The sequence below is a fragment of the Gammaproteobacteria bacterium genome, from assembly GCA_013697705.1.
Lineage (GTDB): Bacteria > Pseudomonadota > Gammaproteobacteria > UBA6002 > UBA6002 > UBA6002.
Window position 1 is genome coordinate 1 of sequence record JACCWJ010000002.1, and the last position, 12,808, is coordinate 12,808.

The following is a 12,808-nucleotide window of genomic DNA, read 5'->3' on the forward strand; positions in this document are numbered from 1 at the left end:
ATCCAGGTTCGAGGCTGGATCCCGCGATCAAGTCGCGGGACGACGAGTGAGTGTTTATCGCGGGACGACGAGTGAGTGTTTATCGCGGGACGACAAGTGAGTGTTTATCGCCGGAGGACGAATGAGTTGTGCCCTCCGGAGGACAACTGAGGCATTAAGTTACCAAGCAGGAACAGCCTCGCCTTGGAAAAGCTTCTTAGCTCTGTTAACTACTTCAGGAGAGTGGAGGGCATTCATTAGCTTTACGAACTTGGGATCATCTTTGTCCGCAGTTCTAATGACCACTATATTTGCATAGGGAGAATCAGAGCCTTCCACAAATAGCGCATTTTTGGAAGGGAGTAAACCGCCCATCATCGCATAATTGGTATTGATTACTGCCAAATCCGCATCGCTCAAAATACGAGGTAATTGGGCTGCGTCTAATTCTTTGATTTGGATATGTTTAGGATTATCGATGATGTCTTGAGAGGTTGCTTTTAAAGCAAGTCCGGGTTTTAGTTTTATCACACCTGCCTTTTCCAGCAGCATTAGAGCTCGTGCCTCATTACTCGGATCATTAGGAATGGCGACTATGGCGTTATCTTTCAGCTGGTCCAAATGCGCTATTTTGGTAGAGTAAATGCCCATTGGATAAATAAATGTTTTACCAATTGGCGATAATTTATAATGCTTGGCTGCGATAGTTTGTTCTAGATAGGGGAGATGTTGAAACATATTGGCATCAATACTACCGTCGGCCAATGCTTGATTCGGTAAAACATAGTCGGTAAATTCGACGACATCGATGTCTAATCCGTACTCTTTCGCGGCTACATTTTGAGCCACTTCCATTAGAGAGGTCTCCGGCCCGGCTATGGTTCCTACTCTTATTTTATTCGGGTTATTCTTCGTGGACTGTGAGCAACATGTTAAAATGAGAGTACACGCAAAGACAAAAAGTAAGTTTCCAAACTTCTTCATTATTTTCTCCTAATGTGTGAAACGATTCGCAATTCTGTCACCTAAATACTGAATGACATAGACTAATAAAATCAGAATGATGATGGTCGCCAGCATGATCATTAAGTCAAATCGTTGGTACCCATAATTAATGGCAACAGCGCCTAGACCGCCCCCGCCGACAGCGCCTGCCATGGCAGAGTAGCCAACTAGCCCAATTAAAGTAGTAGTGAAACCATGAATGATAAGTGGAAGCGCTTCAGGAATCATAATTTTGGTAATTGTCTGTAGAGGAGAAGACCCCATTGCAATGCCTGTCTCAATTAAGCCATCTCCAATTTTCACAAGAGCGCTTTCAACAATTCGCGCTACAAACGGGATAGATGCGATGCTGAGCGGGATAATAGCCGCATTAGTGCCTATGGAGGATCCAACAATAAGACGTGTTAGTGGAATGAGCGCTATGAGTAAGATGATGAATGGAATTGCACGTAGTACATTAATAACAGAGGATAAAGTTCTGTTGTATATGGAGTTTTGAAGAATGCCACCTTTCCTCGTGGTGAAAAGGATAATGCCGAGAGGCAGTCCTAAGCCGATGGCAATGATGCCTGACAAGACCACCATGTAAATGGTTTCTAGGGTACCTTGCCCGAGAAGCCAGAAGAAATTATTTTGCATAATATCCCACCACCTCTACAAATACATCTTTGGATTGTAAATATTGAGTGGCTTGCTCCAGTCTATCCGCTATATCAGAAACCTGGATCAGCATTACGCCGATAACATTGTCACGTATAACTTCAATATTTGCCTGTAAGATGTTGATATCTATTTTGAAATTTTGAACTATATGAGCGATGAGAGGTTCTTGGGCAGCGCCGCCAACAAATGAAAGTCTCAACAGAATATCGCTATTGGGCATTTTAGCTCTCGATAAGCGCTCTTGTATAAAGGTAGGCAAATTATCCTGTAGATTTGATCTTATGAATTGTTTGGCCATCGCTGTTTTAGGTTTGCTAAAAAATTCCAGTACATCCGCTTGCTCAATAATTTTTCCCTGTTCCAAGATGGCGAGGCAATGGCATATTTCCTTAACCACTTCCATCTCGTGGGTAATTAAAAGGATGGTGACACCCAATTGTTCATTAATGTCTTTAAGTAATTGTAATATGGAGTGGGTAGTGTGTGGATCAAGCGCCGAGGTGGCTTCATCGCTTAACAGTATCATCGGCTTGTTAGCCAGTGCCCTTGCTATAGCTACTCTTTGTTTTTGTCCGCCGCTCAGTTGGCTGGGATGAAAGTCTTTTTTATCCGTTAAACCGGTTAGTTCTAGGAGAGGTTTTACAGTTTCATCTATCTGCTTTTTCGAAAATCTAGCAATTTCAAGGGGTAATGCGATGTTTTCAAAGACTGTACGCGAGGAAAGCAAGTTAAAATGTTGAAAAATCATTCCTATTTTTCTGCGTTCACTGCGCAATTCTGGTGGGGAGAGCTGGGTCATGTCTCGCTTGGCTATCACTACTTGCCCTGAAGTAGGCTTTTCTAACATATTAACACAGCGTATTAATGTGCTTTTACCTGCTCCGCTCGGTCCGATAACACCGAAAATTTGCCCCTTAGGTACGCTAAGATTGACATTATCGAGTACTTTAAAGGTGGGAGAGTAATTTTTTGTAAGATTAATTAATTCGATCATGCATATTCGCTAATGTAATCCGAAAACTCCAAATGTGTGATCTTATCATTAGATTTTACTTCTGTCATGCAGCCCCCGCCTGCTTGACTGATCTCTGTTTGATCTCTATACTTTAGTGATTATCCAGAGGGAGTTGCATGTTGACGTTAAGCCAAAGAAAAGTTTACGAATTTATACAGCAGTTTATCCAAGATCACGACTATTCACCTACTATGGCGGAAATTGCTAAAGGGATTGGTATTCAATCCCGAGGCGTGGTTCATCGCTATGTAGCCGCATTAGTTACCGAAGGACTTATCAATATTACCCCGGGGAAGAGGCGTAATATTCATCTTATCAACTCGGAGAGCGTACTTCGCCTTGAAGGCAAGATCGCAGCCGGTAGTCCCATTGAAGCAATTCCTGAAAATGAAACCCTAGATATTGTGAATATTTTTCTCGGTGCGAACCGTTACGCGCTTAAAGTTAAGGGTGATTCTATGATTGAAGAAGGGATTTTTGATGGCGATGTCGTTGTCTGTGAGTATTGCAATGCTCCTGCTGATGGCAAAATCGTTGTCGCCTTGATTGATCAACTAGAAGCAACCTTAAAGAGAATCAAATACGATAGTGACGATACCATAACGTTGATTCCTGCAAACTCCAACTTGCTCCCGATCACCTATTCACGTGACAGAGTGACAATTCAAGGCATTTATATTGGTCTACTTCGCTTTGAGGGAAATTTTTAATGGTGCAGCAAGGGTGGTTGCCGTATTTTCAAGGACTTTCGCCTGCCTACCAGATGTTCTCCTGGTTCCCGCAGCAATTATTTTCAGGTGCCTGGCCGACGATTGATGACTACAATACGCTCTTTGCCTCGCGCCATGAAGAATTCGCTATTCGGTTTGTGCCGCAAGGGGCTAAGGCTCTGCGTTTTATAGAGGGCTATGAGCCACGTATTTTTCTGTCAGGTGAAATACAAACGAGGTCTAATAATTGGCATGATTTTTTCAATATGCTTATCTGGTGCAACTTTCCCACTTTAAAATCGCAGTTGAATAAACTTCAATATAGCGAGCTGCTCAAGCGAGAGACAAAGGATGCACGACGCTCTGCCCTTGAAAATTTTCTTACCTTATTCGATGAAAATGGAGTGGTTATACTGTCGTCCGAGGACAGTCTGCTTTCAAGAATTCGAACAATGCAATGGAAAGACTTTTTTTGGAACCAACGTCGTTTATTATCTCAAAAATTGCGTTGTTACGTGTTTGGACATTCTCTGCACGAGAAATTGCTGAACCCTTATATTGGAATGGTGGGACATGCTTTGTTGTTGAAAGTGGCAGATTCTTTTTTTGATAATAGTTTAGAACAACAATTTAAAGTAATTGAACAAAATCTCTGCGCACTAGATTTTGAACTTATTACTTCAAAAGCGCTTTATCCAATTCCTGTGCTTGGGTTTCCAGGTTGGTGTGTAGAATCAAATGATCCTTCTTTTTACGACAATAAAGATTATTTTCGTCCCCAACGTTTAACTAACACGATGGGCAATTAACCTTATTGGCGCGAGAGCTGGGGAGGGTTTCTAAATAGAGGGAAGTAAGGTCAATCGCGCGCGAATGCTTTTTAAATTATCAAAATCAAGATCTACACACATGAATCCAGGATCAGTACCCAGATCTGCAATTATATTCCCCCAGCCATCCGCTGCAAGAGAGTGACCCCAACAATCTCTGGTTTGATTATTTACTCTATGATTACCGGTTTGGGCGGGTGCGATTAAATATGTTTGGGTTTCCATGGCACGCGATCGACACAGTATTTCCCAATGTGCTTTACCTGTTTCATACGTAAAGGCCGAAGGTACGACAATCACATCTACTTTTTTCTTGATGAGTTCTTGAAATAAATTTCCAAAACGCAGATCAAAACAAATAGCACAACCGATTGTCGTAGTTCCAATCTGATAGGTGACAACTTTATCTCCGGGAGTGAGGAAACTAGCTTCATCATACTGATCGTTTTGTGTCGTAAATTTGAATAGATTTATCTTGCGATAATGCCCAATAAGTTTACCTTGGGAATTTATCACACAGGTTGTGTTGTAATACTTACCTGAAAAATACTCGCAAATACTACCGCTATGAATAAAAACTTTATATTTAAGGGCTAGCCTCATTAATAAAGCAACTGCTTCGCTTTTACCTGAGATGTCTTCCGCCGCAGCCTTTTTTTGCTCTATCGTGCCTCCCATGAAATGGAACATTTCAGGGAGTGCGATAAGATCAGGTTTATTTGTTTCGCAGGCTTGTTCGATCCATTTCTCAGCCTGCGACAAATTACTCTCTTTATCATTTTGAGAATTCAGCTGGATGATCGCTACCTTCATTGAGGCTGTTCTCGAATCCAGTTTATGAGTCCACCGGCTTTGACGATTTCAATTTGTCGTTCAGATAAAGTATGTTTGACCTCGAATTCTTTATTGGTATTCTTAATTTGCAACATTGCCTTACCATTTTTGAGAAAGGAATCAATGTCAGCAAGCTGAATGACTTCTTCCTTTTCAATTTCATTGTACACACCCGGTGCCATAAATTGAGCAGGTAAAATCCCAAAATTAATAAGGTTTTGCCAATGAATGCGAGCAAAACTTTTTGCAATAACCATTTGCAGACCGAGATAGCGGGGTGCTAATGCAGCATGTTCTCGACTAGAACCTTGCCCATAATTTTCGCCACCCACAATAATATGTCCTTTTACTGCAGATAATTCTTTGGCACGTCTTGCATAACTGGGATCCACCAATTCATATACGAATTCACTGATTTTAGGGATATTGCTTCTATAAGGTAATACTCGAGCACCCGCAGGTAAAATTGCATCAGTAGAAATGTTATCGCCCACTTTGAGCAAAATCGGGATTTCAAAAGCTTTCGCTAAAGGTCCGAGCGAAGGTAAGGAGGCGATATTCGGCCCTTTGATTAAGTTAACTTGTAGCGCTTGTTCTTCTGCAATGGGCGATTGCAACATTTCACGATTAAAGGGTCTTTCATCGCGATTAACAATATTGGGGTAGGGCATGTCTAGATCACGAGGGTCGGTAATTTTTCCGGTTAAGGCGGAAGCTGTGGCTGTTTCTGGGCTACATAGAAACACGCTGTCTTCAGGCGTGCCAGAACGTCCCGGAAAATTTCTAGGAGTTGTTCTTAGGCTGTTACGACCGGTTGCGGGTGCTTGCCCCATTCCTATGCAGCCATTACATCCAGCTTGATGCACTCTGGCGCCTGCATGAATCATATCCCCTAAATATCCTTCGCTTACTAACTCCTCTAAAGAGCTTCGAGAGGTAGGGTTCACGTCGTAGGAAACATAAGAAGGTACTTTTCGGCCTCTTACTATCTCAGCTGAAATAGCAAAATCGCGAAAGCCGGGGTTGGCTGAAGAACCAATATAGGCCTGGTAAATAGGTTCCCCAGCCACTTCTTTGACTTTAACGACTTTGTCAGGATTAGAAGGTTTTGCAATAAGGGGCTCCAGATCGCTAAGATTGATCTCGTCTTCTTTATCATAGGTGGACCCTTCATCGGCAAGGAGCTCAATCCATTCTTCTTCTCGATTTTGACCTTTCAGAAAGCGCTTTATATTTTGGTCAGAAGGGAACACGGTGGTGGTGGCTCCAAGTTCGGCGCCCATGTTTGCAATAACATGACGATCCATTGCACTCAAGTGTTCAAGGGCGGGCCCGTGATATTCAATGATGTATCCTACGCCACCTTTGACACTGTGTCTGCGTAGCATTTCCAAAATGACATCTTTAGCGCTGACCCAATCCGGAAATTTTCCCGTTAATTTCACCCCAAAAATTTTAGGCATTTTCACATAATAGGGCTGGCCTGCCATTGCTAGCGCAACTTCAAGTCCTCCGGTGCCTATTGCTAACATGCCAAGCGATCCGGAGGCGCAGGTGTGGCTATCGGAGCCGAGTAACATCTTGCCGGGCTTGCCAAATACCTGCATATGAACAGGGTGGCTTACCCCGTTACCTGGGCGGCTATACCAGAGGCCAAATTTTTGACAAGCGCTCTGTAAAAAAAGATGATCATCTGCATTTTTGTAATCTTCTTGGATAAGATTGTGATCGACGTATTGCACGGAGACTTCAGTCTTTACTCTTTTTACCCCCATCGCTTCAAGTTCTAACATGACTAAAGTCCCGGTAGCATCTTGAGTAAGGGTTTGGTCGACTCGTAACCCGATTTCGCTATCAGGCTCCATCTTGCCATCGATTAAATGTGAGTGTATGAGTTTGTGGGCAACGTTCATGGGCATAATTTTTTCCTCCTTGAAAAGAATTATTGTCGCATGTTTTTAATTTGGGAGGAATAACTTGAGGAGACAAACACTACGGCCATGCCTTGTTGTTGCCCCGCAGTCTGAAGTTAATCATTCGGCGGGGTCTCTTTATTCACTAACGTGTAGTTGCATGGGGGTTAGCCATTTTTGCGGGCTGCACAGCTTCATCAAACTGCTCGGCGGTTAAAAAACCTAATGAGAGTCCGGCTTCTTTAAGAGTAGTACCTTCCACATATGCTTTATGCGCAATTTCAGCCGCTCTATCATAACCAATAACAGGGTTTAAGGCAGTTACCAGCATCAAGGAATCTCTCACGTAGCTAGCGATTTTTTGTTTATTAACCTCCATGCCTCGAATAGCGTATTTTGTGAAGCAGCGACAAGAGTCTGCCAAAATATTAATCGACTGTAGCAAGTTGAATATCATCACTGGCTTAAACACATTAAGCTCAAAATTTCCTTGCGAACCTGCAATTGTTATCGTGTTGTCATTACCCATTACTTGGACGCATACCATAGTCAATGCTTCGCACTGGGTCGGGTTCACTTTTCCAGGCATGATAGAAGACCCCGGTTCATTCTCGGGGAGAATAAGTTCCCCCAAGCCGCATCGTGGGCCAGATGCTAGCCAGCGTATATCATTTGCTATTTTCATCAATGACGTAGCTAATGTTTTTAAAGCACTACTTGCCATCAGAATAGCTTCATGACTCGCCAAAGCAGCAAATTTATTGGGCGCCGTTGTGAATTCAATGCCGGTTAAAATTGCGATTTCTTTTGCAGCCATTTCTGCAAACTTGGGATGAGTATTTAGACCTGTACCGACTGCAGTGCCTCCGAGTGCTAATTCTTGTAGAAAAGGTAGTATTTTTTCAATAAATTGAAGATTCATATCCAACTGCGCAACATAGCCGGAAAATTCTTGGCCTAACGTCATAGGAACTGCATCTTGAAGGTGGGTTCGCCCAATCTTTATAATGCTATCGTATTCTTTTTGCTTCTTGGCTAACTCATCACGTAATTCTTTAACTGCCGGAATTAATTTATTGATTATTTGTTGGGTAGCGGCAATATGCATTGCAGTGGGAAAGGTGTCATTTGATGATTGAGACATATTTACGTCATCGTTCGGATGAATAAATTCTCGGCTGCCTCTCTGTCCACCCAATTTCTCGGCGGCCCGATTGCCAATCACTTCATTTACATTCATATTAGTTTGGGTACCACTACCTGTTTGCCATATTCGTAGCGGGAACTCTTGATCAAACTGTCCCTTAATCACTTCGTCAGCACTTTCCACAATCGCATTTGTTTTTTCTTTTGAAAGTTTGCCTAGCGCCAAATTGGTGAGCGCTGCCGCTTTTTTCAAAATAGCGAACGCTTTTATAAGTTCTGGAGGCATCACATCACCCCCAATATCAAAATGTGTGAGCGAGCGTTGCGTTTGGGCTCCCCAATAACGATTAGCCGGTACCTCAATTTGACCCATACTATCGGATTCTATTCTGGTTTTTTCTGACATAATGGCCTCATTGTTTAAATTTTTTTTGAAAGACGTAATCATACATAACACCTATAATTAAAAAAAGATAATTGGATTATACAATGCCGCAACAAGATGATTTTGATAAATATACCGAAAAGTCAGTGAAATCAATAGATCACGCATTTATTGAAGCGACAGAACTCAAGGAGCCCCTGGAAGTGGTGAAGGCGAGTTTCGAGCTCGCTGATAGAACCCATCGACCTCTTTTAGAAGCCCTGCAGACTATTGCCAGTGCCATTCCTCCTCTCAAGTTATTAATCACCAGTATTGTAGGTATTTGGGAAATTATTCATGCCATCTTTCTGGATAGAGAGACTTCTAAATTATCACGTGGCGCTAAAGTAGGCATGACGCTCACCCTTATCGGTCTTGGTATTGCAGCGATTGTTGCCTTACCGGTGGCGGGCGCTTTGTTAGTAGCAAGTGCGGGGGTGGCACTAGGAAAAGAACTGTTGAATGTGGCTACCTCTATGAGTGCTTATATTTCAGCGAAAGGAAAACTCTCGGCAGAATCTGATCCGGTTAAAAGAGTTGTTCTAGAAAAAGAGGTAAAAGCGAAGCGCGATAAGGTCATCGATAATATAATTTCAACGACATTGGCGGCTGCAAGTTTGGTGGGATTTGCTATGCTCATCACTCCATTAGCGCCGGTGGGGTTAGGAATATTAATTGCTACGTCTTCCATTGGTATCGGTATAAAACTCTTGCCGCCCCTATTTAAAAAAATAGGCAAGGGCATAAGCTCCATTTTTCAGCGAACTAAGAATGAAAAAACTGCAACATCGATTTCTGATGATGAATTATCACCTCAAGAAAAACTTAAAAATGATATTTCTCCTGCACCTTCTTTGGAAAAAGAGACCACTGCTCTCATCTCTGAAATTATTTCAGATCATCCAAAACAAGAAGTTGAAATGGGTCTTCAAGAAATGCATCAACCCAAAGAAGTGGATGAGCCAATTGTTCAATCAATACAAAAGGTCCGAGTTAAAGACCCGGAAATTTCTGCAGATAATCAGGATGAAGATCCGAGTAGTGGCAAATCCTTCGATAAAAATTCGTAATTAGATAGCGGCACCTCTGTTTCACCTAAGGAGGTTATATTAATCTATCCATCTTTTTACGGTTTTATTTGTGGACGATTGAAAAAAGCTTGCGCAATTTTTTCTGCGTCTGCTTGCTCCTGATCTTGGGATATTTTTGTATGACCCGCTATTTTACAGAGTAGTTCACGGGGGAGAGACGCGAAAATAAAATTAGAAGGGTGTCTGGTGGCTTGAGCTAAAAGTTGAGAATTTTTTCTAATTTCTTGGTGATTTATCTTAACCTCCATATATTCGCTTGGTAATTTCAAATTACCAGAATTACGATACAGAGGATTAATATCTTTTACCAGAGATTCCCACGAATTTACTACTGCCACTTTAAGTGGATAAAGCATGCTTTTAAGATCGGGTCTTACTTGATTTATTATACTAACGAATGTCTTTTGTAATGAAATCATTTGAGAACTTGGCTTGCTATTATTGTTGTTCTCATCTTTTATAAGATTGTTTATAATTAGTTTAATCAGGTTACTATCAATATCTTCGCTTATATACAATAATAGAAGAGTGAAAAAAGTTGTCGCGTATGAGCCGTATTCTTCATCTTCAATACCTCCTGATTTTCCAATAAAAAGAATGAGATCATTTATTGAGAATTGAGCATTGATAGTGATTAAAACCAAACTCGCCAAAAATTATGGATGGAGATATCCGCTGTGCCTCATCATCTGAGATAAATGAACCTAGATAGGAAATCACATGATGTAGAAACTCTTCTAACATCTCGTTAGATTTATCTACCTCAATAGCAGCGTGTGAGTTTAATTTATTTAAAAGACTAGTTTCTAAACTGTCTGTTAGTGTCGTTTTGACCCATGTGGATTCTTCATTTTTTAAGTTCATATTAATAATTTTCAATATAAATAAGGTATTAAAGTAAAGTATTTGCTATCTACCTACATAATAACCATTAAAAATTAACAAAATATTATAAACTCCAAAAATTGCTCAAAATCGAATGTTTTTCTGTTGGGAAGGCTGAAAAAGTTGGTATTTATGGGGGTTATGTTGAATAAAGGGAGGTAATGAATCGATCTATGTTTTTTTTCTGGTAAATAACTGAGGTGAGTTTAAAAAATCTAAAAACTCATCCGTAACTCTTTCAAGAGGGAAGTAAAGACTCAGGCGTTCAGGCGCTATAATCAGAATGTCCTTTTCTTTGCGTGTTAGTTTCTTGATATATCGTTCTGCCTGCATTGCTTGAGCTTTGGTGCCCATTATAAGCCAGGATTGCACTAAGCTGTGCGGTTTAAAACTTTTAGTATATTTACAGCCTCCTGTGCCTTTTAGGTGATGTTTATAGCGCTTGACAAGATCGGTGGTAAAACCGGTATACAAGCTATTATTGCTACAATGCAGTATGTATACAAAATATTCCTTTTGTGACATCTTTTTTGACTCCCTGGTTTAAGAATTTGGTTCTAATAATTAATTCGTCTCTTCCGATTTAATTTCTACACTAGAGATCAGGGGGTTCGCTAGGCTCAAACTCCTTTTTTAAACTCATGGCAAAACTATATTCAGTTTTGAGTAGGCCTTCAACATTAGTCGCATTTTTTTGCGGTCTTCTTGATTCCCCCGTCTACCTCTCAGAAATAATGAAGGGCACAAATTATATCTGTGCTGAATAGTTCAAAACAATGTAGCCTTGATGAAATCAAGGATCCTGGATTCCGCTGGCGCTTCATCCAGGCTACATTACTTTCGCGGCAGAATGATAAGTCGGGTCTCTTTAAAAGACATCGCTGAATAGTTTCAAACAATGTAGCCTTGATGAAATCAAGGTTTCTCTATTTGACTATTTATCATACAATGTGTGCCAGCCCCCACTGTGAAGCTTAACGCAATATTAATTTTTTTAAAAAAATGCGTCACCCAAAAAAAATTAAATGAGGTTAAAATGTTAATTAATATCGAAGGAAAGCCTTTTAGTATTCAATCGCAAAGCGAGTTTAAAGCAATTTTAATGCAGTATCCTAGTTTGCAGCACAATATTTATTTTCCTCTAATAGAGAGTTGGGCAGATATTGTGAGTACGATAAAGACATTTCCAGATAGCCGAGAATTTTTATTCCAAAATTTAATTGTACCTGTTCAAATGCATGCTCAATTTTTATCTAAGATTTTCCATTGGAAATGTACATTAGAAAATTTCCCTGATCATAGAGGAGATATTTTCGAACTTGTTTTAAACAAACAAAATTTTGCAATAAAAGTGCAATCCTTATTTGATTTGCGATCTGCTGTTGAGCTTTTTCCGGAATATAGTGAAGTTTTATTGCAATTTCTCACAAGTTCTTCGGAGATTTTCAATAGAATAGTAACGCCCTGCGTTGGTGCCCTTAGTTCGCTGGCGACGATATTTCTTAATCAAAAACAAAAAATATTTGAATTGACCTTAAAAGAAAAAGACGCTTTCCTGAGATTTGTGAAAAGTGCCGGCGATTTAGAGCTGGTAGTTAAACATTTTCCAGAAAATAAAGAATTATTATATCAAATGGTAATTACTAATCATGATATATTCCGGTCATTTATTATGAAATCTAGCGAAGAATATAATTTAACTGTTCTCTGTCAAATATTTAATGAACATGCTCAAGAAATCAAACAACTCTATTACGGGTTACTAAGTCAAGGTCAGGATGCAGGAAAATCAACTGAGTTCGTAGACGAATTTTTGTCGGACCAAAATTCTCAAGTAACCAAAGAAATGGTAACCGAATTTATTGCTGAAAATGAGACAAATGCTTATGTTAACGACTTCCTAGAGGAAACTAATTTGATAGCTGATGCCACCGAAGATTTGGTGAACGAATTTTTGGAAGAAGCGATAATTGATTTTATCTCCGATAAGCCAGAGCCTGTGAATAACCGCGCACTACCACGTATAGCGACCATCGCGAAGCATCTTTTTTATAAAAATTTAGACAATGTAATCAGCAATCAGAATAATGAATCTGACTCACCTAACATGGAAAATATAATTGATAATTTTAGAGAAACGAAGCAATTTCAACAACGATTTGTGCGTTCTTGTTTATAATCTCTATTGTGTCGTAGGGGAGAATTACACTTTTTATAGGCTCACATTACTCACGGTTATAGACTAATGCTAACGGTATATACCTTACTTTTGGAGGCCAAACATTATAGGTATTATTTGTTATTCATTTATGC

The 12,808-nt window shown here is 40.3% G+C and carries 12 protein-coding genes; 4 read left to right on the top strand and 8 right to left on the bottom strand.

The features are described from left to right. Positions 1–159: 159 nt before the first annotated feature. From H0U71_00165 to H0U71_00175, 3 genes are read right to left on the bottom strand one after another with little or no spacing between them, the layout of a single operon-like run. Positions 160–963 (bottom strand): MetQ/NlpA family ABC transporter substrate-binding protein, encoded by an 804-nt coding sequence (locus H0U71_00165; GenBank protein ID MBA2653466.1) that lies wholly within the window; start codon positions 961–963, stop codon positions 160–162. A gap of 9 nt (positions 964–972) precedes the next feature. Next, positions 973–1,623 carry an ABC transporter permease gene (locus H0U71_00170; protein MBA2653467.1) on the bottom strand — a complete coding sequence of 217 codons (651 nt, stop codon included), beginning with the start codon at positions 1,621–1,623 and terminating at the stop codon, positions 973–975. Further along, positions 1,613–2,641, bottom strand: a complete 1,029-nt coding sequence (locus tag H0U71_00175; GenBank protein ID MBA2653468.1) for a methionine ABC transporter ATP-binding protein — start codon at positions 2,639–2,641, stop codon at positions 1,613–1,615. Before H0U71_00175 ends, H0U71_00170 begins: the two co-directional genes overlap by 11 nt. A gap of 137 nt (positions 2,642–2,778) precedes the next feature. On the opposite strand from H0U71_00175, the gene lexA reads away from it, so the two are divergent. Both lexA and H0U71_00185 read left to right on the top strand, forming a co-directional pair. After that, on the top strand, positions 2,779–3,372 hold the full coding sequence (lexA, locus tag H0U71_00180; protein ID MBA2653469.1) for a repressor LexA: 594 nt from the start codon (positions 2,779–2,781) through the stop codon (positions 3,370–3,372). After that, positions 3,372–4,181 (top strand): DUF3025 domain-containing protein, encoded by an 810-nt coding sequence (locus H0U71_00185; GenBank protein ID MBA2653470.1) that lies wholly within the window; start codon positions 3,372–3,374, stop codon positions 4,179–4,181. The genes lexA and H0U71_00185 overlap by 1 nt, the downstream gene beginning before the upstream one ends. Positions 4,182–4,211: 30 nt before the next feature. Here the strand turns inward: H0U71_00185 and H0U71_00190 are convergent, their stop codons facing one another. The 3 genes from H0U71_00190 to fumC form a co-directional block, all read right to left on the bottom strand. After that, on the bottom strand, positions 4,212–5,015 hold the full coding sequence (locus tag H0U71_00190; GenBank protein ID MBA2653471.1) for a carbon-nitrogen hydrolase family protein: 804 nt from the start codon (positions 5,013–5,015) through the stop codon (positions 4,212–4,214). Continuing rightward, positions 5,012–6,955 (bottom strand): aconitate hydratase, encoded by a 1,944-nt coding sequence (locus tag H0U71_00195; GenBank protein MBA2653472.1) that lies wholly within the window; start codon positions 6,953–6,955, stop codon positions 5,012–5,014. Before H0U71_00195 ends, H0U71_00190 begins: the two co-directional genes overlap by 4 nt. A 139-nt stretch (positions 6,956–7,094) precedes the next feature. Next, positions 7,095–8,501 (bottom strand): class II fumarate hydratase, encoded by a 1,407-nt coding sequence (gene fumC / locus H0U71_00200; protein ID MBA2653473.1) that lies wholly within the window; start codon positions 8,499–8,501, stop codon positions 7,095–7,097. 83 nt (positions 8,502–8,584) lie between these two features. On the opposite strand from fumC, the gene H0U71_00205 reads away from it, so the two are divergent. Continuing rightward, on the top strand, positions 8,585–9,589 hold the full coding sequence (locus H0U71_00205) for a MotA/TolQ/ExbB proton channel family protein (GenBank protein ID MBA2653474.1): 1,005 nt from the start codon (positions 8,585–8,587) through the stop codon (positions 9,587–9,589). A gap of 56 nt (positions 9,590–9,645) precedes the next feature. On the opposite strand, the gene H0U71_00210 is transcribed toward H0U71_00205, so the two are convergent. Together H0U71_00210 and H0U71_00215 are read right to left on the bottom strand one after the other, a co-directional pair. Continuing rightward, complete coding sequence (locus H0U71_00210; GenBank protein MBA2653475.1) at positions 9,646–10,254, bottom strand: hypothetical protein; 609 nt, start codon at positions 10,252–10,254, stop codon at positions 9,646–9,648. Positions 10,255–10,666: 412 nt separating this feature from the next. Beyond that, positions 10,667–11,020 (bottom strand): GIY-YIG nuclease family protein, encoded by a 354-nt coding sequence (locus H0U71_00215; GenBank protein ID MBA2653476.1) that lies wholly within the window; start codon positions 11,018–11,020, stop codon positions 10,667–10,669. A 511-nt stretch (positions 11,021–11,531) separates the two neighbouring features. Between H0U71_00215 and H0U71_00220 the strand changes: the two genes are divergently transcribed. After that, a complete protein-coding gene (locus tag H0U71_00220) occupies positions 11,532–12,674 on the top strand; it encodes a hypothetical protein (protein ID MBA2653477.1) in 1,143 nt (380 codons plus the stop codon). The last annotated feature ends 134 nt before the right edge of the window (positions 12,675–12,808 follow it).

Excerpts from the sequence above, each read along its gene's own strand:
- H0U71_00165 (MBA2653466.1), bottom strand. The coding sequence starts at position 963 with ATGAAGAAGTTTGGAAACTTACTTTTTGTCTTTGCGTGTACTCTCATT.
- H0U71_00170 (MBA2653467.1), bottom strand. The coding sequence starts at position 1,623 with ATGCAAAATAATTTCTTCTGGCTTCTCGGGCAAGGTACCCTAGAAACC.
- H0U71_00175 (MBA2653468.1), bottom strand. The coding sequence starts at position 2,641 with ATGATCGAATTAATTAATCTTACAAAAAATTACTCTCCCACCTTTAAA.
- lexA (MBA2653469.1), top strand. The coding sequence starts at position 2,779 with ATGTTGACGTTAAGCCAAAGAAAAGTTTACGAATTTATACAGCAGTTT.
- H0U71_00185 (MBA2653470.1), top strand. The coding sequence starts at position 3,372 with ATGGTGCAGCAAGGGTGGTTGCCGTATTTTCAAGGACTTTCGCCTGCC.
- H0U71_00190 (MBA2653471.1), bottom strand. The coding sequence starts at position 5,015 with ATGAAGGTAGCGATCATCCAGCTGAATTCTCAAAATGATAAAGAGAGT.
- H0U71_00195 (MBA2653472.1), bottom strand. The coding sequence starts at position 6,955 with ATGCCCATGAACGTTGCCCACAAACTCATACACTCACATTTAATCGAT.
- fumC (MBA2653473.1), bottom strand. The coding sequence starts at position 8,501 with ATGTCAGAAAAAACCAGAATAGAATCCGATAGTATGGGTCAAATTGAG.
- H0U71_00205 (MBA2653474.1), top strand. The coding sequence starts at position 8,585 with ATGCCGCAACAAGATGATTTTGATAAATATACCGAAAAGTCAGTGAAA.
- H0U71_00215 (MBA2653476.1), bottom strand. The coding sequence starts at position 11,020 with ATGTCACAAAAGGAATATTTTGTATACATACTGCATTGTAGCAATAAT.
- H0U71_00220 (MBA2653477.1), top strand. The coding sequence starts at position 11,532 with ATGTTAATTAATATCGAAGGAAAGCCTTTTAGTATTCAATCGCAAAGC.